The following is a 24,347-nucleotide window of genomic DNA, read 5'->3' on the forward strand; positions in this document are numbered from 1 at the left end:
AAAAACTTAAATTCAGAGTTAGAAAGGATAAGAGGCTAGCAAAATCAGGTGAACAAAATACAAATCTAAGGAGATAAACATGCAACAATCAACCAAAAAAAATTACAAAAGTAAGATTATTAAAATCACAGCTGCTACAGCAATTACCTTATCTAGTTTAGCATCTCTACCATATAACCTAATGACAACTGAGGCTATGATGGCAAGTGCAGCAGAGTTAACGAAATCAGTAGATGTAGCAACGTTTGCCCAATTTAAAACAGCTTTAGAGGATGCAACAGTTACAGATATTCAGCTGAAAAATAGTCTCACATTGACAGCATCTATTACAACAACAAAAGGGGCTATCAAAAATATCCATGGTAACGGTAATTTGATAGACTTAAAAGGCTATAAAGTACTTTTAGCAGATGGTGCTTCAGGTTTAGTAGAAAATGCGACAATTACAAGTGCATCAGGGAATAACTATAGCTTATTTTATTCTGAAAATACAAGCACGAAATTAGTATACCGTGATATTAATCAATCAGGTGGGTACTTGCCACGTATGGCAGGAGAGCTTAGGCTAGAGGGAAATATCACACATTCGACTACTGGTGGAAATAATAGTTTCGAAGGTCGTAACCTAACCATTGCTAGCGGGGCAAACGTCCAATTCACCAACCCAACTTCAGGAGCATATTCTTCTATCGACATGAATGCGACGTACGGACCATCTACGCTTCTCATTGAAAAAGGGGGCTATCTAAATATAGATACAGCTGCTACGACTTGGTCTGGAATATGGTTATACCAAGGTAGTAACATGATTGTTGACGGTACTTTAGATTTGAAAACTAAGTTGCATGGGATAAATGTTCAAAAAGGTGCTGAATCAGCAACAATCACGGTATCTGGAGAAATGAATATCGACTCTCAAGATAAGGCAATTCTTGGTGACATATCCAAACTGGAATTTTTAGAAGGAAGTAAGAGTAAGATTAGTTCAGCCTCTACAACTTGGCCGCTAACTATTGGTACGATGATTTTGCGAGATAATTCAGATGTTGAGATAGAAGCAACTTCAACGGCGGGAAGTCACAGTGCTGTTACGCTTAGTCAAAAACAAAATACACAAGGGTTTACTGCAGAACCAAAAGCTAATTTCTCTATCACTACAAACAATGGGAAAACAGCGATTGATGGATATAGTACAAGCCAAGCAGTTAAAATCCAAAGCGCAACAGGGATTACAACATGGACGGCATCAGATTTAAAATTGAATGCCCCAGGTACACCTTATAATGGTCCATTTACAGCTTCGTATCAAGTGTTAAGCCAAGTGAAAAGTAACCTTACATCTAACAATGCAGATTTCCAAAATAATTTTGATACGAAAACAGCTAGTAAAATTGCATCAGGAAGCTACTCTGTATTAACGAAAGATGTTGAAACATTAGACCAAGCGAAAAAAGCAGTAAATGATCTATTTAAGGGAAGTAACCCAATTAACGATATTACAGATACACTAACGCAAGCTGAAATTGATAATGCGAAAACACTTGTTAATAAAGTAACAGACCAAACGCAAAAAGACGCATTAAACAAGGACATTGTAAAAGCACAACAACAACTAGATCAAAAAAATGCAGCGATACAAGCAGAAAAAGATAAACAAGATGCAGCAACAAAAGCAGTGAAAGAACTATTCACAAATGACGATCCAGCAACAGATACTATTAAAGACGCGACAAATCAAACAGCGATTGATAATGCCCAAAAAGCAATTGATCTTTTAGCGGCAGGTCCGATCAAAACGGAAATGCAAAAAGATCTAAATAGAGCGCAAGAATTATTAAATCAAAAAAATGCAGAAGAAGCAGAAAAAGCTAAGCAAGATGCGGCGAATAAAGCAGTAAAAGAACTTTTCACAAATGATGATCCAGCAACAGATGCTATTAAAACAACAACAGATCAGACAGCAATCAACAACGCGCAAAATGCGATTGATTCGGTAACAGATGAGCCAACAAAAGCAGCGATGCAAAAAGACTTAGACCGAGCACAAGAACTTTTAGATCAAAAAAATGCAGCACAAACGGAAAAAGAAAAGCAAGATGCAGCAACGAAAGTAGTCAAAGAATTATTCACAAATGACGATCCAGCGACAGATGCTATTAAAGATATAACGAAGCAAACAACGATTGACAATGCACAAAAAGCAATCAACCTTTTAGCAGAGGGTCCGTTGAAAGTCTCCTTACAAAAAGATTTGGATCGTGCGCAAGAATTACTAGATGCACGTCAAGCAGCTGCTGATGCAGAGTTAAAACAACAAGGTGCAGCAAAATATGCGGTTAACCAACTATTCCAAAATAACTCACCAGCAACAGATATCATCAAAGATACGACAACACAAGCAAGAATTGATGATGCGCAAGAACAAATTGATTTAGTGACAAATACAGATGTAAAAAAAGCATTACAAAAAGACCTAGATCGTGCACAAGAATTATTGAATGCGAAACAAGCAGCAGAGAAGGCAGTGAATGAATTATTCACGAACAACAGCCCGGCTGGGGATACCATCAAAGATACGACGAATCAAGCAGCGATCGATAAAGCCCAAGAATTGATTCAAGGCCTGCCTGATGGAGATTCAAAAACAGCGCTACAAAAAGATTTAGACCGCGCTCAAGAATTACTAGATCAAAAAACAGCGACACAAGCAGAACAAGCTAAAAAAGATGCAGCAGATAAGGCTGTAAAAGAACTATTTATCAATGATACGCCTGCAAGTGATGCTATCAAAGATACAACAAAACAACAAGCAATCGATAATGCACAAAAAGCGATTGATCTATTAGTAGATGGACCAGCTAAAACAGCTATGCAAAAAGATTTGGATCGTGCACAAGAATTATTAGATGCACGTCAAGCAGCAGCAGATGCCGAGTTAAAACAACAAGGTGCAGCAACGTATGCGGTGGAACAACTATTCCAAGATAACTCACCAATCACAGATGTCATCAAGGATACAACAACACAAGCAAAAATTGACGATGCACAAAAACAAATTGATTTAGTGAAGACAGAAGATGTGAAGAAAGAATTGCAAAAAGACCTAGATCGCGCCCAAGAATTATTGGATATGAAAAAAGCAGTGAATGAACTATTCACAAATGACGATCCAACAAGCGGTAAAATAAAGGATACAGTAGATCAAGCAGCGATTGATAAAGTACAAGATTTAATCAACATTTTACCCGATGGAGACATGAAAACAGCCTTGCAAAGTGACTTAGATCGTGCGCAAGAACTATTAGATCAAAAAACAGCAACACAAGCCGAAAAAGAAAAACAAGACGCGGCAACTAAAGCTGTAAAAGAATTATTCACAAGTAATGACCCAACAACTAATGCTATCAAAGATCCAACGAATCAAGCAGCGATTGACAAAGCTCAAGATGCGATTAATACTTTAGCTGATGGCACTGTAAAAACAGCATTACAAAAAGATTTAGATAAAGCGCAAGAGTTACTGGACCAACGTAATGCAGCACAAACAGAACAACAAAAACAAGATGCGGCAAATCAAGCGGTGAAAGAACTATTCACTAATAATGATCCTGCAAGTGATACCATCAAAGATACTACAAAACAACAATCGATTGATAATGCACAAAAAACAATTGATATTTTAGCAGAAGGTCCAACCAAAGTAGCATTACAAAAAGAGTTAGACCGTGCCCAAGAATTACTAGATGCACGTCAAGCGGCAGAAGAAGCAGAGTTAAGGCAACAAGGTGCAGCGAAATATGCTGTAAATCAATTATTCCAAAATAATACACCAGCATCAGATGCTATCAAAGATACGACAACACAAGCAAAAATTGATGATGCACAAGCAGAAATTAATGCAGTGAAGGATGCAACAATTAAAGCAGCTCTCCAAAAAGATTTAGACAGAGCACAAGAACTACTGAACGCTAAGCAAGCAGGGGATAAAGCTATCCAAGATGCAGCTGAAAAAGCAGTGAAGGAATTGTTTAGCAATGACAATCCAGCAAGCAATGCCATCAAAGACACGACAAATCAAGCAGCAATTGACAGCGCAAGAGCAGCGGTACAAAAAGTCACAGATCCGGCGAAAAAAGCAGCATTGACAGCCGATTTGGACAAAGCTCAAAACTTATTAGATGCTAAAAAAGCAGCACAAGACGCAGCAGATAAAGCAGTGAACGAATTGTTCAACAATAATAATCCAGCAAACACAATCAAAGATGCGACAAATCAAAAAGCAATTGATGATGCCAAGACAGCAATCGAAAAAGTCACAGATGCAGATAAGAAAGCAGCCCTACAAAAAGATTTAGATAAAGCACAACAACAGCTAAATGATCGCAACACGATTATACTTGCTATCCCACAATTGAACCCAATGACAGAGGCAGACACAGTATTTAGCGGTAAATTAGATGTTTCGCAATACAATCCTGGAACGATTCGTATTTATATCAATAATGCACCGGCCACAGTTGTGGCGGTTGACGCTAACGGTAACTTCTCATATAACATTGGAAACCGTAAAGCTGGTGATGTTATCGGCGTAGATTACAAAGATCGTACTGGTCAATACAATGCCAATACAAAAACATCGATTACGGTAACACCAATAACTAGCAACGTAACTATCAACAAAATGACAGAAAATGATGACACAGTTACTGGTAAAGTAGCACCAAATGCAAAAGTAAGATATGTTGTCAATGGTCAAGCAGTAAATGTTGGTTATGCAGATGCAAACGGTAATTACTCGATGTATATTGGCAAACAAAAAGTAGGAACAGTTGTCGGTGTAGAAGTATTTGACCCAGCAACAAATAAATACAAAGCTGCAGTAACAACAACCGTACTAGCAGTGAATGTTACGATTCAACCAATGACAAACGCAAATGACACGGTAACAGGAACAGCCCCTGCGAATGCAAAACTAAGGTTCTTAATCAACGGTGTAGCAGTAAACGTAGGAACAGCCGATGCGAGTGGTAACTACAGCAAATATGTAGGAACACAACTTGTAGGAACAATGGTAGCGGTAGAAATGCTGAACCCTGAAACAGGAAAATACGAACTTGCGAAAACAATCACTGTAACAGGAGCGCCAAAAAGCACGGAATATACAGTGAACGAATTGACAACAGACGGCGATACTCTTACAGGTAAAGCCCCAGCAGGAGCAAAACTAAGATTCTCTATCAACGGTAACCTAGTTAGCGTTATCACAGCAGACGCATCAGGAAATTACAGCAAATTTATTGGTAAACAAAAAGCCGGCGCAGTCGTTAGCGTAGAGCTTTTAAATGAAAACACAAACCAATATACAGCACCAAAATCAGTAACAGTTACAACTGGAACAGGTAATGCAACATTGGCACCAGTCATCAATACAATCACAGAAGGTCAAGGCGTAGTTACCGGTACAGTTCCAACGAGCATCGTACAAGTCAGAGTATGGGTAAACGACGTTGCACAAACAATGGTATCTGCAACAAACGGTAACTTCACATGGACAAAAGCAAATCTAAAAGCCGGCGATACAGTCAAAGTAGACTATAAAGATGCTACTGGAACTTGGATTTCAGCAGAAAAAGTTGTAACAAAATAATAAAAAACGAGCTGGGACAGGAAAACGGTTTTCCGTCCCAGTATATGAAATCAGTAACATAATAGAATGGCGGATGTTGAAGCCAAATCTGATTTCTAATCCATTCTCAAAAATGGTTTAATAGAGTTAACAGCAAGAACAACAAAGCAGTCAATACAGCCAAAGTTTTAACAAAATAATAAAAAATGAGCTAGGACGGGAAACACAGTTTTTCCGTCCTAGTATATAAAAATAAGCGAGGTAATAGAATGAAAAAATTAGCAATCGGACTCGTAGCAGTAATTGGCCTCACATCGGCACTTACAGGATGTGGAAATCCATCATCAGAAAAAGACCAAACAGAAACAAAACAAGTAGCACAACAAGAAACAGTAAAAGCAACAGACCAAAAAACAGTCAAACTAGGCGATCATGTAGATTTTCTAGGACTGATTGTTACATTTGAAAAAGCCACCTATTTAGAAAATGACAAAGGCGTCAAAAATAGTGTGATGAAAATAGATATGAAAGTAGAAAATAAATCCGCTGCATCACGTGGCTTTACAACAATCGATATGGAGATTAAAGACAGCAAAGGCAAGAAATTAGCGATTTATCCAGGCGAGAACCTAGGTGAGAAAATCAAACCAGGCAAGTCCATCAGCGGTTCAGGCTATTTCACAGTGAACGGCAATGCACCATACACAATCACCTACAAAGACCAAGACTCAGATAAAAAGGCTTCATGGAAAGTGGAGGTTAAATAGCATTGGAGCAAAAAACAATTGAACTAGCCGACTTTTTATACGTGTTAAAAAAATGGTTCTGGCTCATCATTATCCTATGTATCGTTGGTGCAATGAGCGGATTTGTTATTTCAAAAGAGTTTATGACCCCAATCTATGAATCTCAATCACAATTAGTTATTAAGCAAGAACAACCCAAAAATAACACGACTACAACGTCAGAAACACAGAGTAACATCCAGCTCGTCAACACCTACAAAATCATCCTAGTAAGTCCAACTGTGCTAGAGACGGTAATCAAAAATTTAGACTTACCAGAAACAACAGCGCAACTAGCAAAACAAATATTAATCGAGAACTCGAAAGACTCTCAAGTGCTTACTGTCAACGTATTAAATGCAGATCGTGAACTAGCAAAACAAATAAATCAACAACTGATCCAAGCAGCAACGAAAGAATCCGATAAAATCATGTCCGCCAATAATATCCGAGTTTTGACCAAACCAACTGAGAATATGTCGCCGGTTAAGCCGAATAAAACATTGGTGATTGGCGTGGGATTCATTGTCGGGCTCCTCGTAGCTATCTCGATTATTGTTATCAAAGAAACGATGAGACAGCATATCAGAGATGAAAAAGAGCTGCGAGCGATTATTAAAGCCACCCATTTAGGCAATATAAATCAATTTTGATAGGAGAAAATGTATGCTATCACTATCTCGGAAAAAAAATAAACCACCAGTGAATCGACTAGCCCAGTTGGGAGGAAATAAGTCAGTCAATGAACAGTTTCGCATTATTAGAACGAATATCGAGTTCGTCTCCATGGGACAAAATAACGTGTACCTTATCACATCAAGCATTCCCGGAGAAGGTAAGTCCACGATAACATCGAACATCGCGATGACTTTTGGTCAGCAAAATAAGAAGGTATTACTGATTGACGGCGATATGAGACGACCGACACAAGACAAGCTATTTCGCAGGTTAAACAATGTCGGATTGAGTACATTGCTTGCCAACCAACACACATTGGAAGAAGCGATTCAACCGATTGAAGAATACAACATCGACTTTTTACCAAGTGGCCCCGTTCCACCTAATCCCGCTGAATTACTTTCCTCGACTAAACTTGAAAAACTACTGGAAGAATGCAAACAGAAATACGATCTCATTTTCATTGACAGTCCGCCACTGATTGATATTGCCGATGGACCAATTTTAGCGAGTAAGGTAGATGGAACTTTTCTTATCGTACGAGCATACAAGACATATAAAGCGGAGATTCAGAAAAGTGTACAAATACTAGAACAATCTAATAGTAAAGTCATGGGATATATTCTAAACGATGTGAAAAAACAAGGCCAGGGCAAAAACTATTATGTCTATTAAATGATAAGGATGCGTTTATAAATGGAACAGACTAATTTTCAACAAGTAAAAAATACGTTAATACTAGGTGCTGGCGACACGGGTCATATTATTGCTAAGAAAATCATGAAAGAACAAGAGGGAACATTTAAAATACTTGGTTTTCTAGATGATGCAAAAGAGAAACAAGACGTTAGCCTAGCTGGTGTTTCAGTTATCGGAACTTTAGCAGACTTACAACGGTTGATCAAGCTATATGATATAAAGCTAGTTATTGTCGCTATTACGAACATGGATCGAATCGCTTTTACAAGAATAGAGAGCCTTTGTAAACTTGCTGACGTAGAGTTGAGACGAATTCCATGCATTGAAGACTTACTTTTAAAAAATGAGCCGCTCATCAATTTAGCAGATATTCCAACACAATCTTTATTAAATCGTGAACCAATTCAGTTAAATGATGCGGCTATCAAACAGCAATTGCATCAGCAAACGGTATTAATCACAGGTGCTGGAGGTTCCATCGGTTCGGAGATGTGTCGCCAGCTTTTGAAATATGAACCGAAGTCACTGATACTGCTTGGTCATGGTGAGAATAGTATTTATCTGATTGAGCAAGAGTTGCGTGAAAAGGCTGGGAATACAACGCTTATCCCGGTTATCGCGGATATTAAAAATCGCCAACAAATGCATGAAATCGTGGGAGAATACGCTCCGAATGCGATCTATCACGCGGCAGCGCACAAACACGTAACATTGATGGAGACAAATCCACATGAAGCGATTAGCAACAACGTGATTGGAACAAGAAACATTAGTGAAGCGGCGGATCGATTCGGCGTACAATCGTTTGTGATGATTTCATCGGATAAAGCAGTCAACCCAACAGGCGTAATGGGTGCATCCAAACGAATGTGTGAAATGATCATCCAAGAATTCGCACAAAAAAGCGCTACAAAATTCTCGGCGGTCCGTTTTGGAAATGTACTCGGTAGTCGCGGCAGTGTTGTCCCAATGTTCAAAAAACAAATCGCTAAAGGTGGTCCGGTGACGGTAACCGATCCGCAGATGACACGATTCTTCATGACGATTCCCGAAGCGGCGAGCCTCGTTTTACAATCTGGTGTTTTCTCACAAGGCGGCGAAATCTTTGTTTTAGATATGGGTGAGGAAGTCAAAATTCTAGATTTAGCGAAAAATATCATCCGATTATCGGGCTATTCCTTAGATGACATTGAAATTAAATTCACTGGTTTACGCCCAGGCGAGAAACTATATGAAGAATTATTGCTAGAGAATGAACTGGAGCCTCAACAAATATATCCTAAAATCTACGTTGGTAAGACAAAATTTGTGAGTTTTGAAACGTTGCATAGAATTTTAGAAAACAACGACAAGTGGACAAAAGAGGAACTGCGCAAAGAGATGTTGGCGCTAGCGAATAGTAAACAGGTAACGCAAGAAAAAAATAATTTAAAAGTCTAGGTGGTGAGTCGTTTGAACTGGTTGTTTGCACACGATAATCGATTCTTGGAAGCGGAAGATGGGCAAGTATACTCGGAAGTGGCCTTCTCGTATAGCAATTGGGAACGCTATGTGGCGCATGTGGATCAGCTCACTGTCATGGCGCGCATGGAGTCGTTGGGGGATTTGGATACGAAGTTTTTAAATCTTTCAAGTGGAGAAAAAGTCGTGTTTGAAGGCATGCCAAATCCATATGGAATGAGGGCTTTTACGCCATTTCCACGAGGATACAAAGCGATACTCGCGGCGGTTGAAAAAGCGGATGGCGTCATCGCTCGCTTACCTTCAGAAATCGGCTATATGGCAGTCAAAGCAGCTCGGAAAACGAAGACGCCTTACTGTATCGAAGTCGTTGGCGATGCTTATAACGCCATGGCGACGTACGGCGATTGGAAAGGGAAATTGTACGCTCCTTTTGCAGAACGGAAAATGAAGCGAAGCATTAGCAAATCCCAACATACGCTTTACATCACGGACAGACACTTACAAGAACGTTACCCGACGAAGGCTCAAAGCGTCTCTTGTTCCAATGTAGAACTTTCCAAACTAGCAATAGAAACAATCGAGCGACGCCAAGCAAGAAATGCGAAGCCAGCAGAAAAACTGATTATCGGCATGAATGGTTCGTTATCTTCGCCTTACAAAGGTTTTGAAACTGCTTTCCAAGCGCTTGCAAGTATTCAAGCGGGCTTACCGCCGTTCGAGTTTCGCATTTTAGGGCGTGGATCGAAAGAAGATTGGCTTGAAACGATTGAGCAACTAGGTTTAACAGAACACGTCGTTTTTTCAGGAACATTACCACATCAAGCCGTCTACGAATGGCTGGATGATATCGATATTTTCCTGATGCCCAGCAAAACGGAAGGGCAAGGAAGAGCTTTAATCGAAGCCTTATCAAGAGGTTGCAGTTGCTTAGGGTCGAACGTTGGCGGCATTCCAGAACTCATCACCGAAGAACAACTACACGAGCCGAATGACACGGCTGGACTAGCGGATAAATTAGTCGAACTTGCAAACAATCGAGAACAGCGACAGCGATACGCCAAGTTGGCTTTTGAACGAGCAGCAGTTTTTCAGAGAGAACGATTACAAGACATCAGACAACAATTCTTTCAGGATTTTAAAAACACCATACACAACAAACGAAATGAGGAATTATAATAATGGCTAGGAAAATTGCAGTCGTAGGTCTCGGCTATGTTGGCTTACCAGTAGCAGTCGCCTTCGGACAAAAGGAAAGCGTCGTCGGATTCGATATTAATCAAGGGCGCATCCAAGCACTTCAAAATAATATCGATACGACAAAAGAAGTAACCACAGAAAACCTGAAAAAAGCAAAGATTGATTTTACGTCAGATGCAACAAAATTACAGGACTGCGATTTTATTATTGTCGCTGTACCAACCCCGATTACCAACGATAAACAACCGAATTTAGCGCCGTTAATCAGCGTCTCCCAGACCATTGGCGAGAACCTAACGGAAGGAACGATTGTCGTGTATGAATCTACGGTATACCCAGGTGTGACCGAAGAAGAATGTGTGCCAGTCCTCGAAAAATACTCCCAATTAAAAGCTGGTCAAGGCTTTTATGTAGGCTATTCCCCAGAGCGAATTAACCCCGGTGATAAGAAAAACACCTTTTCCTCTATTAACAAAATTGTATCTGGCCAAACAGAACCGATAACAGAAATTATTTATGAGACGTATAAGTCCGTGATTCAAGCGGATGTCTATAAAGCAAGCAGCATCAAGGTAGCAGAAGCCGCTAAAGTGATTGAGAATACGCAACGAGATTTAAATATCGCACTCATGAACGAATTTGCGATGATATTTGATCGGTTAGATATTGATACATCCGAAGTGTTAGCCGCAGCGAAAACAAAATGGAATTTCCTGCCCTTTGCACCAGGTCTTGTTGGTGGGCATTGTATCAGCGTTGATCCTTATTATTTAACACACAAAGCGCAGATGCTTGGCTACGATCCACATATGATTTTAGCCGGTCGCCGAATTAATGACGGCATGAGCCACTTTATCGTGTCTGCTCTCATCAAAAAAATGATTGCCGCGGACTTACCGATTAAAAATAGCGTAGTTACGATTCTAGGCGTGACTTTTAAAGAGAATGTTCCTGATATGAGAAACTCCAAAGTGATGGATATTATCGCTGAATTAAAGCAATTTGGCATCGAGGTACAACTTTCAGATACCGTATTGGCAGCGGAAGGAACGAAGCTTGAGGATGAACTCGTACCATTTGCGGAGTTGAAGCCAAGCCACGCGGTGATTATGGCGGTACCACACGCAGATTTCCTGACAACAGGTTGGGAAGGGTTAGCAGATTTAGTCGCGCCAGGCGGGATTTTCATGGATGTGAAAGGTGCGTTAAATAGCGCGGAAAAACCAAGTCATATCGACTACTGGAGACTATAATATGACCAAATTACTCATGGGCGTGACGTCATCGATCAGCCTACAACTTCTCCGAGGACAGCTAGAATACTTTAGCAACCGTGGTTACGACGTGCATCTGATTTGCTCGCCAAGTGGAGAGATAGATCAGATGCTACCGGAGAATATCACCGTGCACAACGTAAGCATGACGCGCGAAATATCACCATTTTCCGATCTACTGTCGTTGCTCCGAATTATCATGATTTATTTAAAAGTGAGGCCAGACATCACCAACGTATCCACGCCAAAAGCCAGCTTACTTTGCATGATAGCGGCATTTCTAACACGTACGCCGACACGCATTTACTCGGTAATTGGACTAAGATTTGAAACGTGTACAGGAAAAAAACGAAAACTACTACACTTCATTGAAAAATTAGTATGTAAACTAAGCACGACATGTCTCGCGGTCAGCCCTAGCTTGAAGGAAGTTTTGGTAGAAGAACGACTAGCACCGCGAGAGAAAATTCACGTGTTGGGTTCGGGGAGCTATAACGGCCTAGACCTAGCGGAATTCGAGTTAGACGCAGCGGAAGTTGAGCGTTTGAAGAAGCAATACGTGCCGGATAATCAGCGCAAGGTCATTGGTTATGTGGGACGGTTGACGAAAGATAAAGGCATCGATGATTTGGTGGCCGCGTTTACGGAACTTTCTGCGGAACACACGAATCTCACGCTACTCTTGGTTGGTGATTTTGAAGCGGGTGATATGGTTTCACTGCTAACGCAAAAGCGAATCGAGGAAAATCCACATATCGTAAAAACCGGTTTTGTCCCTAAAACGGCTTCCTATTATCGCCTGATGGACGTGTTTATTTTACCGACGTATCGTGAGGGCTTCGGAAATGTTATTTTAGAGGCGGCTGCGGCGAATGTGCCTGTTGTTACAACGAATGTGACGGGGGCAAAAGATGCGATTATTCCGAATGAAACGGGGCTACTAATCGAGGCGGGGCATGTAGCGGGTATGAAAAAAGCGCTGATGACCCTACTGGAAGATAACGAGCTGGCCGAGAAGCTTAGCAAAAACGGGCGCATGCGAGTTGGTCGGGAATTTAGATCGGAAATTATTTGGCAAGAGTTAGATAAGGTCTACAGAGAAACGGAGGTCGATAAGCAAGATGTATACGAAATGGAAAAATAGTACGGATCGGTGCCTAGCCATCGTGATGCTATTGTTACTATCGCCATTGTTACTAGTTATCGCCCTACTCGTATGGGTGAAATTAGACAGGAAAATCATCTTTTCGCAAGAACGCGTAGGTTTGCACGAAAAGATTTTCAACATATATAAGTTTAAAACGATGACAGATGAGCGGGACGCAGAAGGTAAATTGCTACCAGATAACGAACGACTTCATGCCTTTGGGAACGCATTACGGAAGCTGAGTTTGGACGAGTTGCCACAATTAATTAATGTAATCAAGGGCGACATGAATTTTATCGGACCACGACCATTGCTAAAAGAATACCTCGCTTTTTACTCAGAGGAAGAGAAGAAACGTCACAACACGAAGCCTGGTCTCAGTGGTTGGGCACAAGTGAACGGGCGCAATAGCATCAGCTGGCAGGAGAAATTTCAATTAGACCTCTATTATGTCGAAAATCAGTCGCTGAAATTAGATATGCTCATCTACAAAAAAACGATTTTGAAAGTGGTTCGTCGAGAAAATGTGAATACGTCAGAGCAAGTGACGATGGAAAGGTTGGACGAGATTAAACATGCTTAAAACAAAGAAGATGATTCCGTTAGCAGTACCTCACATGAGTGGTATGGAAGAGAAATATATTCAGAAGGCTTTTCAGGAAAATTGGATTGCGCCATTGGGCTCGAATGTAGACGGATTTGAAGCAAGTATCGCATCGTATAATCACGTTTCGGATGCAGCGGTTGTTTCTTCTGGAACGGCGGCTATTCATTTAGCGCTTCAACTTTTAAATGTTGGTGCCGGCGATACGGTATTTTGCTCCACATTTACGTTTGTTGCTAGCATCAACCCAGCGTTGTATCTTGGCGCGAAACCAGTATTTATCGATTCGGAGGAAGAGACTTGGTGCATGTCCCCATTTGCTCTCAAAGCCGCATTAGAAGACGCGCGACAAAAGAACCGACTACCAAAAGCAATCATCGTTGTGCATATTTATGGACAGTCCGCGAAAATGGATGAAATCATCGCTTTGGCTAACGAATACGGGGTTCCAATCGTAGAAGATGCCGCGGAAGCACTTGGAGGTACGTATCGAAATGCCCCACTTGGAACGCTTGGCGACCTCGGTATTTTCTCTTTTAATGGGAATAAAATCATTACGACATCGGGTGGCGGTGCTTTAGTGGCTAAGCAACCTGAGAAAATCGCAGAAGCCCGCTTTTTAGCTAGCCAGTCTAAAGAGGACGCACCGTACTATTTACATCACCAAGTTGGTTATAATTATCGCTTGAGCAACGTGCTTGCTGGGATTGGTATCGCGCAAATGGACGTTTTGAATGACCGGGTGGCTAAAAAACAGGAGATATTTGCAGCGTATGAAGCGGGATTAGCGGATGTTCCGGGCTCAGTGATGATGCCGGAATTGGATGTTGCAACAGGAAATCGGTGGCTTTCGACCATGACTTTTGATACGGATGGGAAAACACCGGAAGACGTGATGGAATTATTGAAGGCGCAAGGGATTGATAGTCGTTTATTGTGGAAGCCAATGCATCAACAACCACTTTTCCAAGATGCGCCGTTTTATGCGGATGAAGCAGGAGATGTGGCGACAAAATTGTTCGAAACGGGGTTATGTTTGCCATCTAGCACGCAGATGACGCAAGAAGAACAGGAATACGTGATTGACGCAGTAAAAAAAATTCTCAGCAAATAATTTGAAGGATGTATGAATAAATATGCCAATAAAAATTCCTAAACAATTCTACGTTATAGCAGTAAATGTAATCATGTTAGCCATTGGTGTTTTTGTGACTTTCTATGTGGCAGGTAATACCAATGCGAGTGGCTATAATCGACTCTATTTATTACCATTGACGTTTACGGTCAGCTTCTTGTTCGTCTTTTCGCGAATCTTATTTCAGCGGTTCAAAGTATTTATCATTGTCTTTACTGGTATTGGATTTGCTAGGTTTGTCGTGTTGCCTTATTTTATCGTATTTAATGATTATTATGGAGGCAGATCACCAGAACCACCGCTTGCAGGCTCGATGGAAACTGCGATTTATTTAATGGTGTATGAGCTGATTGTCGTGACGATTGTCATTGGGATACTTGATTACTTTCAAAATAAGAAATACAAGCCGAGAAATACGCAGCAACCTTTTGATGAAACGAAAAGTTATTTTGGTTATGTGGTATTTATCGTCGTGGCTATTGTGGCAGCGCTAGGGATACCGAATGTCATTTCATCGATTAGTTTCTTTATTCCAAAACCAGATTTGGTGGATGTGATGGAAGGCAGTAATGTGATGGTCATGCTTGGCGGTTATATGTTTATTTTAGCGAAGCAACTTGTGTTCATTATGGTTACGTGGTGGGCGCATAAGAGGCACCGGGCAACGAGTCAGTTACTCTATGTGTGGATTGCGATAGGTGCTTTATTTGCTAATATTGGAATATTTATCGGTACGAATCGTTCAGATATTGTGTTAGTTGCGATTGTTAGTTTAGTGACATTTCGATTGTTGTTTCCGAAGTATTTTAAACTCGTTGTGCTACTTGTCGTCGGGATGCTCGTTGGAATTCTCTTGATTATGAGTACGGTGCGAAATATTGCATCGATATCTGGCGGTACGAGCGGGATTACGGATTTCACGGATAATTTGCAAGTGTATTTTGGTGGGCCGTATAATGTGGCGATGGCGCTTGAAACGAAACTGATTTACCCGGAAGCGCAGAATTGGAGTGTACTATTTTTCGATATTTTCAGGCCGATGATTGGGGTCAATATGTTGGTGAAAGATTTGCCGTTTGAGTATTCGAATATTTTCTTTAATCAACGCTATTTTTATTCGGATCATGCGACGCAAATTTTGCCGATGATTGGTCAGGGAAACCTGTTTTTCGGATATCTTTTGTCACCGTTGTTATCTGTGTTAGTGGTGTGTCTCGCTTATTTCATTCAGTCCAAAATTGATCAAACGCGTTCTATCGAGATGTTCTATTTCCTTACCTTAGTTTGTACGAGAATGGGAATGTTGATGGGACAGAATACGATGAATATTATCAATGATCTCAGTTATAACTTGGCTCTGTTTTTAATCGTGTACTATGTGAATCGCAAAATTGTTTACAAGAAACGTCTAGGAGATGTGCATTATGAATAAGAAAAAATTGTTTTTCCGATATGTGTTACCGATGCATTGCATTCAATTGATTACTGCGCTGATGCCAAATACGGATATTACGACGAAAATTCGTGGTCGGTTGATGCGTCCATTTTTCAAGCAATGTGGGTCTAATTTTCGGGTTGGGGCGCGGGTTATTATTAATCGTCCGGATTTGATTAGTATTGGGGATAATGTGTATATTGCGCACCAATGTTATTTGAACGGGACGGGCGGTTTGAAGATTGAGCGGAACGTTTCTGTGGGGCCGATGTGCGTGATTGTGACGTCGAAACATGTGTATGAAAATGGTGCGGTTTCGATGGATTCTAAAGCAAGCCGTGTTGTCATTGGAAAAGGTTCGTGGCTCGCGAGTCATGCGGTGATTAATGCTGGTGTTACGGTGGCGGAAGGGACGACTGTTGGAGCGAACGCGGTGGTAACGAAGGATTTTGAACCACATACGGTGCTTGGTGGCGTGCCAGCTCGTGTGATTCGCACGCAGGAAACATCTTTATGAGTTTCGCCGCGCAAATGTTCAATAATGCCTTCTTCCTGACTTTCGTTAAAAAGGGGTTCGTCGTTCTTAACGGGATTATTAGTTTGATGCTGGTGGCTAGATACTTCGGGCCTGCGATGCGCGGGGAATACATGTTTATCGTCAATGTTGTAATTGTGGGAACGACGATTCTGAACTTAGGTATTTCGCTGATTTACCCGCATTTTAGAAAACAAGATAAGCGCGCGAAAAATCTCTTTGTGAGCTATTCTTTTCTGCAGTTTTTTCTGTATTTGATTATTTCTATGCTTATTCTGGTCTTCACGAAAGATGTGATTGTAGGTCTAAGTGCGTTGCTGATTAGTGTGAATGTGTTGAATTTGCAAGTGACACAGATTAATCTCGTGGAAAATTTGAAGCAGCAGTCGATGATTATTATTATTTCGTCGCTTATCAATACGGCATTGATTACCCTCGCTTTTTTTCTGACGAGTGAGAATTTGTATCTGATTTTGATTATTTTCGGATTGAAAAGTTATGTATCGATGGTGTTTTCTTTAGCATCGTTGTGGGATAAGGATTTTAAGTTTACGATTGTTCCGGTTAAATATAAGAAGATGACCGCGCTGGCCTTTCTCCCGTTATTGACTTCTTTCTTGATCGCGATTAACTATCAAGCAGATATTATTATTTTGAAAATGATGTCTGTGGATTTTTATCATATTGGGTTGTATAGTACGGGTGTGGCGCTTGCGGAGTATTCGTGGATGATTCCGGATATTTTTAAAGAGGTTATGTTCCATCATAATGCGCGAAAAGATGATATCAAACGCATGACATTTTCGATTCGATTAGGTTTCACAGCGGTTGTTTCCGTTGCGATTCTGGTCATTGCTTTTGGAAAACCAATATTGGGATTATTATTTGGAGCTGATTTTGTAGCAGCGTACCCGATTGTCGTATGGATGTTTTTGGCGGTTCCTTTTATGGTGTATACGAAAATTATTGGGACGCTGTTTTCGGCAAATGGCGGTTGGCGATTTTACTTCACGACCTTGCTTATTAGCGTGCTACTGAACATCGGCTTGAACGTGGCGCTCATTCCATCGTTTCATATTTATGGTTCTGCGTTTGCTTCGGTGATTTCGTACGCCTTTTGTGGGATGACGATGCTATTTTGGTTTAAACGGAAATATAAAGTGCCGTTTCGCGATGTATTGTTTGTGAAATGGGAAGATATGCAGAAGTTGATGCCATTTTTAGCTAGGAAAAAAGCATCGTCGGTGGAATCGCTCATTATTATTGGCGACGGTGGACATAGTAAAATGGTGCAGAATATTGTTCGGGAGAGTGGGACATATCGGCTGACCGAAGTGTGGGATGATAAGTATCCTGAACCTGTGGCGCGAGACGGGATTCTCTACACTTCATTGGACGAAAAATTGCAGAGCTTGACGCAAATGGATAGCGATGTTGCTTTTTTTGTAGCGATTGGTGATAATGAGATTCGGAAAAAAATCGCTAGAACATTGGCTTTAGCTGGGAAAAAATTCGCGGTGATTGTTCATCCGACTGCGTTTGTCGAAGCAACGGTGGAAATCGGCGAAGGTAGTCTGGTCATGGCTGGATCGATCGTTCAGGCGAATACCGTACTCGGGAAACATGTGATTGTAAATAGTGGCGCTACCGTGGAACATGACATTTCGGTTGGGAATTTTGTTCATTTTGCTCCAGGAAGTGTTGTGACGGGCGGATGTACCGTTGCGGATAACGTGTTGATTGGCGCCGGGAGTGTCGTCGTGCCGAATATCAGCATTGGAGCGAATGTCGTTGTAGGCGCGGGCAGTACATTGACGCGAAATCTCGAAGAACACAGTAGAAAAAAGACCGAATAGTGCGGGAAAAGTAGCCCGTCATTATTCGGTCTTTTAGCTATTTAGATAATACCTTCCGTCAACATGCTATCGGCAACTTTGAGGAAACCGGCGATGTTGGAACCAACGACTAGGTTACCAGATGCATCGTAAGCAGATGCCGTGGCGCTAGCGTTTTTGTAGATATTTTTCATGATTGATTTCAAGTGAGAATCTACTTCTTCAAAAGTCCAGCTCATCCGGATACTGTTTTGAGCCATTTCTAGGGCTGATACGGCAACTCCGCCAGCATTTGCAGCTTTGGCAGGTCCGAATAAGACGCTATTCTCTTGGAAAACAGCAACTGCATCGAGTGTGGATGGCATGTTCGCGCCTTCTGCTACAGCGATGACGCCATTTTTAACGAGCGTTGCGGCTTGATCTGCGTTGATTTCGTTTTGTGTCGCGCAAGGCAGAGCGATGTCAGCAGGTAATGACCAAATATCTCCATCTGCGACAAAAGTGGCGTTTGGATGATGCGTGGTGTATTCGCTGATACGTTTGCGTTCTTGCTCTTTTAATTGTTTCACGGTTGCGACGTTGATGCCGTTTTCGTCTAGGATGTAGCCGCTTGAATCGCTACATGCAATGACGGTTGCGCCAAGTTCGTGGGCTTTTTCGATGGCGTAAATTGCGACGTTACCTGAACCGGAAACGATGACTTTTTTGCCTTTTAGGGAGTCGCCTTTGTCTTGGAGCATTTCTTGTGTGAAGTATACGACGCCGTAACCTGTTGCTTCGGTACGTGTTAAACTTCCGCCGTAGTTCAGGCCCTTACCTGTTAGCGTGCCGGCATCGAAGGCGTTTAGGCGCTTGTATTGGCCGAATAGGAAGCCGATTTCGCGAGCGCCGACACCGATGTCACCAGCTGGAACGTCGGTATTTGGCCCGATATATTTCTGTAATTCGGACATGAAGCTTTGGCAGAAACGCATGACTTCATTGTCTGTTTTGCCTTTAGGATCAAAGTCGGAACCACCTTTACCGCCACCGATTGGAAGGCCAGTTAAGGAGTTTTTGAAAATTTGCTCGAACCCAAGAAATTTGACGATGCTGCCGTTTACGGATGGGTGAAAACGAAGTCCGCCTTTATATGGACCGATAGCGCTATTGAATTGCACGCGGAAACCACGGTTAACTTTGACATTGCCGTTATCGTCTACCCAAGGGACGCGGAATGTGATGAGTCGTTCTGGCTCGGTCAATCTTTCTAAAATTCCAGCTGCCTCATATTTCGGCTCTTTCGCTAAAACAGGGACTAAGGATTGTAAAAATTCTTCTACTGCTTGGTGAAACTCTTTCTCGGAAGGATTGCGTTTTTTGACTGTTTCAAAGATACGCGCCGTGTAATCTTCGGCTGCCTCGACTTCTTTTGACACTGTTGTTGGTTGTACCATACTTGAATCGCTCCTCGTGGTTTTATTTTAAGTGAGAATAAACGTATCATTGAATGGGATATATCCGACTGCGTTTGTTCTTGGTTTTCAGGATTTGGCTGTTCTGAAATTTCACTTATAATGTTAGTTTACATGAAAAATGGGAAGGATACAAGGTAAAAAAACGATTTTTCTGATTTTTTTAACAAGGTGCGCAATTTACAAACGCTTTCTTTGAGTGGCGTCGGAATGTTACAATGGGAGGGAGTTTTGAAAAGAAATGAGGGAATGGATAGTGTACAAAGATGAAATGTTAGAAAAAGGCTTTATTCGATTCGATGCGGGGGCGGATATTGGTCGTTTATATAAGAAGGATGCGGCTTGGATTGTGGAGCAGTTTGGCGAGATTGAGCGGGCTTTTGAGGATTTGCCAGTCGATGTTTATGCGGCTGGGCTTCATCGATATCGCCGGTTTTCGCGTGCGGTTATTTTGCCGTGGTCGAATCGGGTGGAATGGTTGCCAGCGATGGTGAATGCGGATGGGGAGGAAGTTGCGGAGTATTTCCAAGGCGCGTTTAATCCGGAGTTTAAGGATGCGTATCGCAGTTTTCCAATGTTGCAAAAGGAGATGCTGGAAAATGAGCTTTTGAAGCGGATTATTCAGTTTGATTTTGCTCAGACGTATTGGGATGCGCGGGATATGGTGATGCCGGTGAATGTGGGCGTTCATTTCGTGAAGTTGAAGGTGGAGCAGGATGGGGACGAGGCGGTTTCATCGCCGAACTGTTTGCATCGGGACGGGGAGCCGTTTACGTTTGCACATTTGGTGAAGCGCCGGAATGTCGTTGGTGGTCAGAATGTGATTGCGACGGTGGATGATGTGGATCAATTCCCAGAAGATATTGATGCGGGGCATATTTTTGCGGATTTTGCGTTGACGAAAAGCTTGGAGTCTTACGGGGTTGCGGATGTGGCGGTGAGCCATTATGTGAGCGCGGTTCGTAAAGGGAGTAGCGATGCGGCTGGAGAGCGGTCGATGATTTTGATTGATTATCAGCCGACTGTTGTGAAGCCGCTTTGATTAGAAGGATATTAGATATAGACCATGGAGTATCAAAGCAACTGTACTCCATTTTTAAATAAAATAAAATTTCTAGGAGTAGTTTATGAGATATGTAGATGATGTGGTACGAGAAGTCCTATCAAATATGCCAAACGAATGTAATTTTATTGACTACAAACAGATTCCATATAAAAAGGAAAAATATGCAGATTTTATTAAAGATGTGCTGGCTTTTTTGAATTGTATTGAAAGTCTTGATCGAGATAAGTTCATTATTATAGGAGTGGAAAATGAACGTTTGAGAAAAATTGGATTAAAATTAGATATGCCAGATGATGCGGCATTTCAAGATTTACTAGATAAAATAAGCCCTAGGCCATGTGTTTCAACTGGAACGATATCTTTTGAGAATTTAGATTTTGGGTATATTTGTATACCCAAAACTAACAATTTAAGACCTTATGCTACTAGCCATTCATATCCTTCAAATAATCCAATTGTAAATGCTGGGACGTATTATATTCGAAAAGGTAGTAAAAATACAATAGCTGATCGGTATGATCTAGAGAAAATTTTTTCTTTACAGAATCAAGAGCTGCCTATATTGCCATCGCTTAAAGAAGAAACGAGTAGGGAATACTCTGCTGATTTAGCCTTATTTGCGCTAATAGGTGGATGGAATCATACTAATCATTTCGATAAAGAGATTATTGAAAAATTTATCCAAGAACCATATGATTCTTGGATAATTAGGATAAAGGATGTTCTTCAAGGTGAAGGGTCCTATATAAATTTTCATAAAAATATTTGGAGTACCAAAGGCAGAGAGACCCTTATAAGAAATATGAAAAATAGTTACTACGATTATATTTTTGATGATTTGCAAGCCGTTATTGTTGAGGTATTGTCGGAAAGAAATCCAAAGTTTGATTTAAGGGCAGATGAACGATGGCTGTCCAAATTTTATGATAAAAATACAAAATATTCAACTCAGTTAAGAACGGGTTTAGCAGAGGCACTACCTATTTTATCATCTATGACGGATATATTTCCAAACAGTAGTAGAGTTATGTTGGAAGATATAATTAGCAATACAGTGCATACCATTCTAGATACAAAGAATTGGGAAGTTTGGGCGGGATTAGAATGGTATTTACCAGCTTTGGCAGAAGCGGCACCTGCAGTATTTATTAAATCTATTGAAGAAAATATACTCGCAGTGAAGCAATTATTTAAAGAAACAGAGAATGATATTGTTTCAAGGACATACTCTGGGGGCTTAACTAGAGCGATAGAACTAGTTGCATGGGATCCTGAAAATTTTGTCCATGTTTGCTGCGTGATTGTAGAAGTAATGAACAGTGAGGATTCCAAAGAACAATCGAATCTAGTGAATATACTGTCGAAAATACTTTTACCATGGCGACCTCAAACGCTTGCTCCCGTATCTAAACGAGAAACTGTTGTAAAAATTTTACTGAATGAGTATGCTGATATTGGATGGAAATTACTAATGAAATTAATTCCAGGTGTAATCACGACTACTTCGAGTACTTATAAACCAAAATGGAGAACTACAGTTTTGGATGAAGTAGACCATAAGATAACTAATTTAGATTATTACTTGCAAAATGAAATTTTTTTAAATCTTAGCATAGAGTATGCTGAATCAGATAGTCAGAGGTTAATAGACTTGATTAATGTATTGGATAATATTTCGGATGACTGGCGTGTCAAATTTTTAAATGTAATATGTGCCGACAGCATTGTTGCAAGAGATGATGAATATAAGTATATAATTTGGGAACGTCTTTCTACAGTTATAAATAGGCATAAAAGATATAATCATACTGATTGGGCTTTTTCAGATATAGATATAAAAAGAATGGAGATAATGAGAGATAAAGTTGAGCCGAAAGCTCTAAATGTTAAAAATAGAATTTTTTTCAAATCTAGTAGATATGATTTATTTTTCTCTGAGGATAGTAAAGAAAATTCAAAACAAATTTTTAGTTTTCAAGTAGAGGCTATAAAAGAGATTCTGCCAACTGGGTTAATAGAGTTATTCAAATTCAATTCTGAAATAGAAGATTCTTACTCTCTGGGATTTTGTTTTGGAAAAGTTGATCAAAGCTCTATAAGTTGTAATGATGTATTTGTTTTTTTAGATATAAAAGATAGTAAAAAAATAGATTTCATTCGGGGCTTTGTTGTAGGGAAATATCAATTATGCGGTTTTGACTGGATTGAAGAAGTTGCCTTTCAAGTTATGGATAAGTTTCAAAAAGCAATTATATTTGCTGCTATGCCATTTTATATTGATACATGGATTTTGGTTGAAAATATAATGGGGGATGAGCAAGAAGAGTACTGGAACCTTGTCGATGCTCTTCCATATCAAGCTGTTGGATTAGATGATGCTATCCAAAAATTAATAGAGTTTGGTTGCCCAATTAAGGCAATAGATTGCATAACATATCAGATTGATGAAGGAATGCGGGTTCCCTCAGATTTAGCGTTTAAAGCTTTGACCGATGCTACCGAAGAGCTTAATGGTCAAAGGAGCGTAGCTTTATACAATACTAGAAAAATAATTAGATATTTGCAAAAGCAAGAGGGGGTAGCAGAGCGAGAGTTAGTTAGAATTGAATGGATGTATCTGGCTATTATGGGCGAGGAGGGGTTAACTCCTGTAACACTCGAAAGAAAATTGGCAACGGAACCTGCTTTCTTCAACGAGATTCTTTGTCTAGCGTATAAAGAAAAGGGAGCAGAAAAGAGAGTACTTACTGGAAAGGAAGAGACTATAGCAATCAATGCGCATCGTTTATTAAATTCGTGGAGGATAATTCCTGGTTCAGAGGCTATAGGTGAGCTTGATAAACAAAAACTCACTATCTGGATAGATGAAATGAAGGAAATGGCTGCTAATTCTGATAGATTGGATATGGGGCTAAATGTTATAGGGGGGACCCTTTATTATGCACCCGCAGATAAGGACGGACTTTGGATTAATAAAAATGTTGCAGAGCTGTTAAATAAAAGAGAAGAAACTATCATGAGGGATGCATATACTACCAAAATATTTAATGAGAGAGGTGCTCATTTTATAGATAGGACTGGAGCAGAAGAGTTCCAATTAGCAAGTCACTATTTTGAAAAGGCAGATCAACTTGAACTAAATAATTTTTTCCGATTAGCAAGTTCAATGAGGGAGTTAGCTAGAGATTATGAAAGACAAGGAAAAAAATATATAGAAGAGTAACAATCATCAACAAAAAACACACACGGGGGGAACCGCATGTGCCTGTAGGGAGTTTTAGGAGTGTGTGGTGGCGACGATATAAAAGGGATATCAGGGAATTTTTATGGTATAGGATGCATTCTCCATATGGAGCAAAGCGAGTAATGCTCGTCTATTTTGAATAGGAAATGAGTTTTCTTTTGAAGCGTGT

The 24,347-nt window shown here is 40.6% G+C and carries 16 protein-coding genes; 15 read left to right on the forward strand and 1 reads right to left on the reverse strand.

The annotated features are described in order from the left end of the window. The first annotated feature begins 79 nt into the window (after positions 1-79). From EP58_RS16455 to EP58_RS17140, 13 genes are all read left to right on the forward strand, one after another. Entirely contained in the window at positions 80-5,647 is a 5,568-nt protein-coding gene (locus EP58_RS16455) for a toxin Cry1Ac domain D-VI-related protein (protein WP_036095037.1), read from the forward strand. Between the two features lie 248 nt (positions 5,648-5,895). Continuing rightward, positions 5,896-6,393, forward strand: coding sequence for a DUF4352 domain-containing protein (locus EP58_RS16460; RefSeq protein ID WP_036095040.1), 498 nt, complete (start codon positions 5,896-5,898; stop codon positions 6,391-6,393). A 2-nt stretch (positions 6,394-6,395) separates the two neighbouring features. After that, on the forward strand, positions 6,396-7,064 hold the full coding sequence (locus tag EP58_RS16465) for a YveK family protein (RefSeq protein WP_036095043.1): 669 nt from the start codon (positions 6,396-6,398) through the stop codon (positions 7,062-7,064). Between the two features lie 13 nt (positions 7,065-7,077). Beyond that, the gene (locus EP58_RS16470; RefSeq protein WP_036095046.1) at positions 7,078-7,764 is read left to right on the forward strand and encodes a CpsD/CapB family tyrosine-protein kinase; all 687 of its coding nucleotides are present in this window, start codon (positions 7,078-7,080) and stop codon (positions 7,762-7,764) included. Between the two features lie 21 nt (positions 7,765-7,785). Continuing rightward, positions 7,786-9,228, forward strand: a complete 1,443-nt coding sequence (locus tag EP58_RS16475; protein ID WP_052164772.1) for a polysaccharide biosynthesis protein — start codon at positions 7,786-7,788, stop codon at positions 9,226-9,228. A gap of 12 nt (positions 9,229-9,240) precedes the next feature. After that, a complete protein-coding gene (locus EP58_RS16480; protein WP_052164773.1) occupies positions 9,241-10,428 on the forward strand; it encodes a glycosyltransferase in 1,188 nt (395 codons plus the stop codon). Between the two features lie 2 nt (positions 10,429-10,430). Then, the gene (locus EP58_RS16485) at positions 10,431-11,702 is read left to right on the forward strand and encodes a nucleotide sugar dehydrogenase (protein WP_036095048.1); all 1,272 of its coding nucleotides are present in this window, start codon (positions 10,431-10,433) and stop codon (positions 11,700-11,702) included. Between the two features lies 1 nt (position 11,703). Then, positions 11,704-12,867 (forward strand): glycosyltransferase family 4 protein, encoded by a 1,164-nt coding sequence (locus EP58_RS16490; protein WP_052164774.1) that lies wholly within the window; start codon positions 11,704-11,706, stop codon positions 12,865-12,867. Continuing rightward, positions 12,845-13,453, forward strand: a complete 609-nt coding sequence (locus EP58_RS16495) for a sugar transferase (RefSeq protein WP_036095049.1) — start codon at positions 12,845-12,847, stop codon at positions 13,451-13,453. Before EP58_RS16490 ends, EP58_RS16495 begins: the two co-directional genes overlap by 23 nt. After that, positions 13,446-14,588, forward strand: coding sequence for a DegT/DnrJ/EryC1/StrS family aminotransferase (locus EP58_RS16500; RefSeq protein WP_036095050.1), 1,143 nt, complete (start codon positions 13,446-13,448; stop codon positions 14,586-14,588). Before EP58_RS16495 ends, EP58_RS16500 begins: the two co-directional genes overlap by 8 nt. Positions 14,589-14,610: 22 nt before the next feature. Beyond that, positions 14,611-16,041, forward strand: coding sequence for a hypothetical protein (locus EP58_RS16505; protein WP_036095051.1), 1,431 nt, complete (start codon positions 14,611-14,613; stop codon positions 16,039-16,041). Then, positions 16,034-16,561, forward strand: coding sequence for an acyltransferase (locus EP58_RS17135; RefSeq protein ID WP_052164775.1), 528 nt, complete (start codon positions 16,034-16,036; stop codon positions 16,559-16,561). The genes EP58_RS16505 and EP58_RS17135 overlap by 8 nt, the downstream gene beginning before the upstream one ends. Beyond that, positions 16,558-18,435: a NeuD/PglB/VioB family sugar acetyltransferase gene (locus EP58_RS17140; protein ID WP_052164776.1), complete on the forward strand. Its 1,878-nt coding sequence runs from the start codon at positions 16,558-16,560 to the stop codon at positions 18,433-18,435. Before EP58_RS17135 ends, EP58_RS17140 begins: the two co-directional genes overlap by 4 nt. A 41-nt stretch (positions 18,436-18,476) precedes the next feature. Here EP58_RS17140 and gdhA read toward each other — a convergent pair whose 3' ends face one another. Next, on the reverse strand, positions 18,477-19,850 hold the full coding sequence (gene gdhA / locus EP58_RS16520; protein ID WP_077917972.1) for an NADP-specific glutamate dehydrogenase: 1,374 nt from the start codon (positions 19,848-19,850) through the stop codon (positions 18,477-18,479). 259 nt (positions 19,851-20,109) lie between these two features. Between gdhA and EP58_RS16525 the strand changes: the two genes are divergently transcribed. Both EP58_RS16525 and EP58_RS16530 read left to right on the forward strand, forming a co-directional pair. After that, positions 20,110-20,910, forward strand: coding sequence for a 2OG-Fe dioxygenase family protein (locus tag EP58_RS16525; protein ID WP_036095052.1), 801 nt, complete (start codon positions 20,110-20,112; stop codon positions 20,908-20,910). An 85-nt stretch (positions 20,911-20,995) separates the two neighbouring features. Further along, positions 20,996-24,157, forward strand: a complete 3,162-nt coding sequence (locus EP58_RS16530; RefSeq protein ID WP_036095054.1) for an ATP-binding protein — start codon at positions 20,996-20,998, stop codon at positions 24,155-24,157. The last annotated feature ends 190 nt before the right edge of the window (positions 24,158-24,347 follow it).

This window comes from Paenilisteria newyorkensis (assembly GCF_000766145.1).
GTDB lineage: Bacteria > Bacillota > Bacilli > Lactobacillales > Listeriaceae > Listeria_A > Listeria_A newyorkensis.

Excerpts from the sequence above, each read along its gene's own strand:
- EP58_RS16505 (WP_036095051.1), top strand. The coding sequence starts at position 14,611 with ATGCCAATAAAAATTCCTAAACAATTCTACGTTATAGCAGTAAATGTA.
- EP58_RS16460 (WP_036095040.1), top strand. The coding sequence starts at position 5,896 with ATGAAAAAATTAGCAATCGGACTCGTAGCAGTAATTGGCCTCACATCG.
- EP58_RS16525 (WP_036095052.1), top strand. The coding sequence starts at position 20,110 with ATGAGGGAATGGATAGTGTACAAAGATGAAATGTTAGAAAAAGGCTTT.
- EP58_RS16475 (WP_052164772.1), top strand. The coding sequence starts at position 7,786 with ATGGAACAGACTAATTTTCAACAAGTAAAAAATACGTTAATACTAGGT.
- EP58_RS16490 (WP_052164774.1), top strand. The coding sequence starts at position 11,704 with ATGACCAAATTACTCATGGGCGTGACGTCATCGATCAGCCTACAACTT.
- EP58_RS17135 (WP_052164775.1), top strand. The coding sequence starts at position 16,034 with ATGAATAAGAAAAAATTGTTTTTCCGATATGTGTTACCGATGCATTGC.
- EP58_RS17140 (WP_052164776.1), top strand. The coding sequence starts at position 16,558 with ATGAGTTTCGCCGCGCAAATGTTCAATAATGCCTTCTTCCTGACTTTC.
- EP58_RS16455 (WP_036095037.1), top strand. The coding sequence starts at position 80 with ATGCAACAATCAACCAAAAAAAATTACAAAAGTAAGATTATTAAAATC.
- EP58_RS16495 (WP_036095049.1), top strand. The coding sequence starts at position 12,845 with ATGTATACGAAATGGAAAAATAGTACGGATCGGTGCCTAGCCATCGTG.
- EP58_RS16530 (WP_036095054.1), top strand. The coding sequence starts at position 20,996 with ATGAGATATGTAGATGATGTGGTACGAGAAGTCCTATCAAATATGCCA.
- EP58_RS16470 (WP_036095046.1), top strand. The coding sequence starts at position 7,078 with ATGCTATCACTATCTCGGAAAAAAAATAAACCACCAGTGAATCGACTA.
- gdhA (WP_077917972.1), bottom strand. The coding sequence starts at position 19,850 with ATGGTACAACCAACAACAGTGTCAAAAGAAGTCGAGGCAGCCGAAGAT.
- EP58_RS16485 (WP_036095048.1), top strand. The coding sequence starts at position 10,431 with ATGGCTAGGAAAATTGCAGTCGTAGGTCTCGGCTATGTTGGCTTACCA.
- EP58_RS16500 (WP_036095050.1), top strand. The coding sequence starts at position 13,446 with ATGCTTAAAACAAAGAAGATGATTCCGTTAGCAGTACCTCACATGAGT.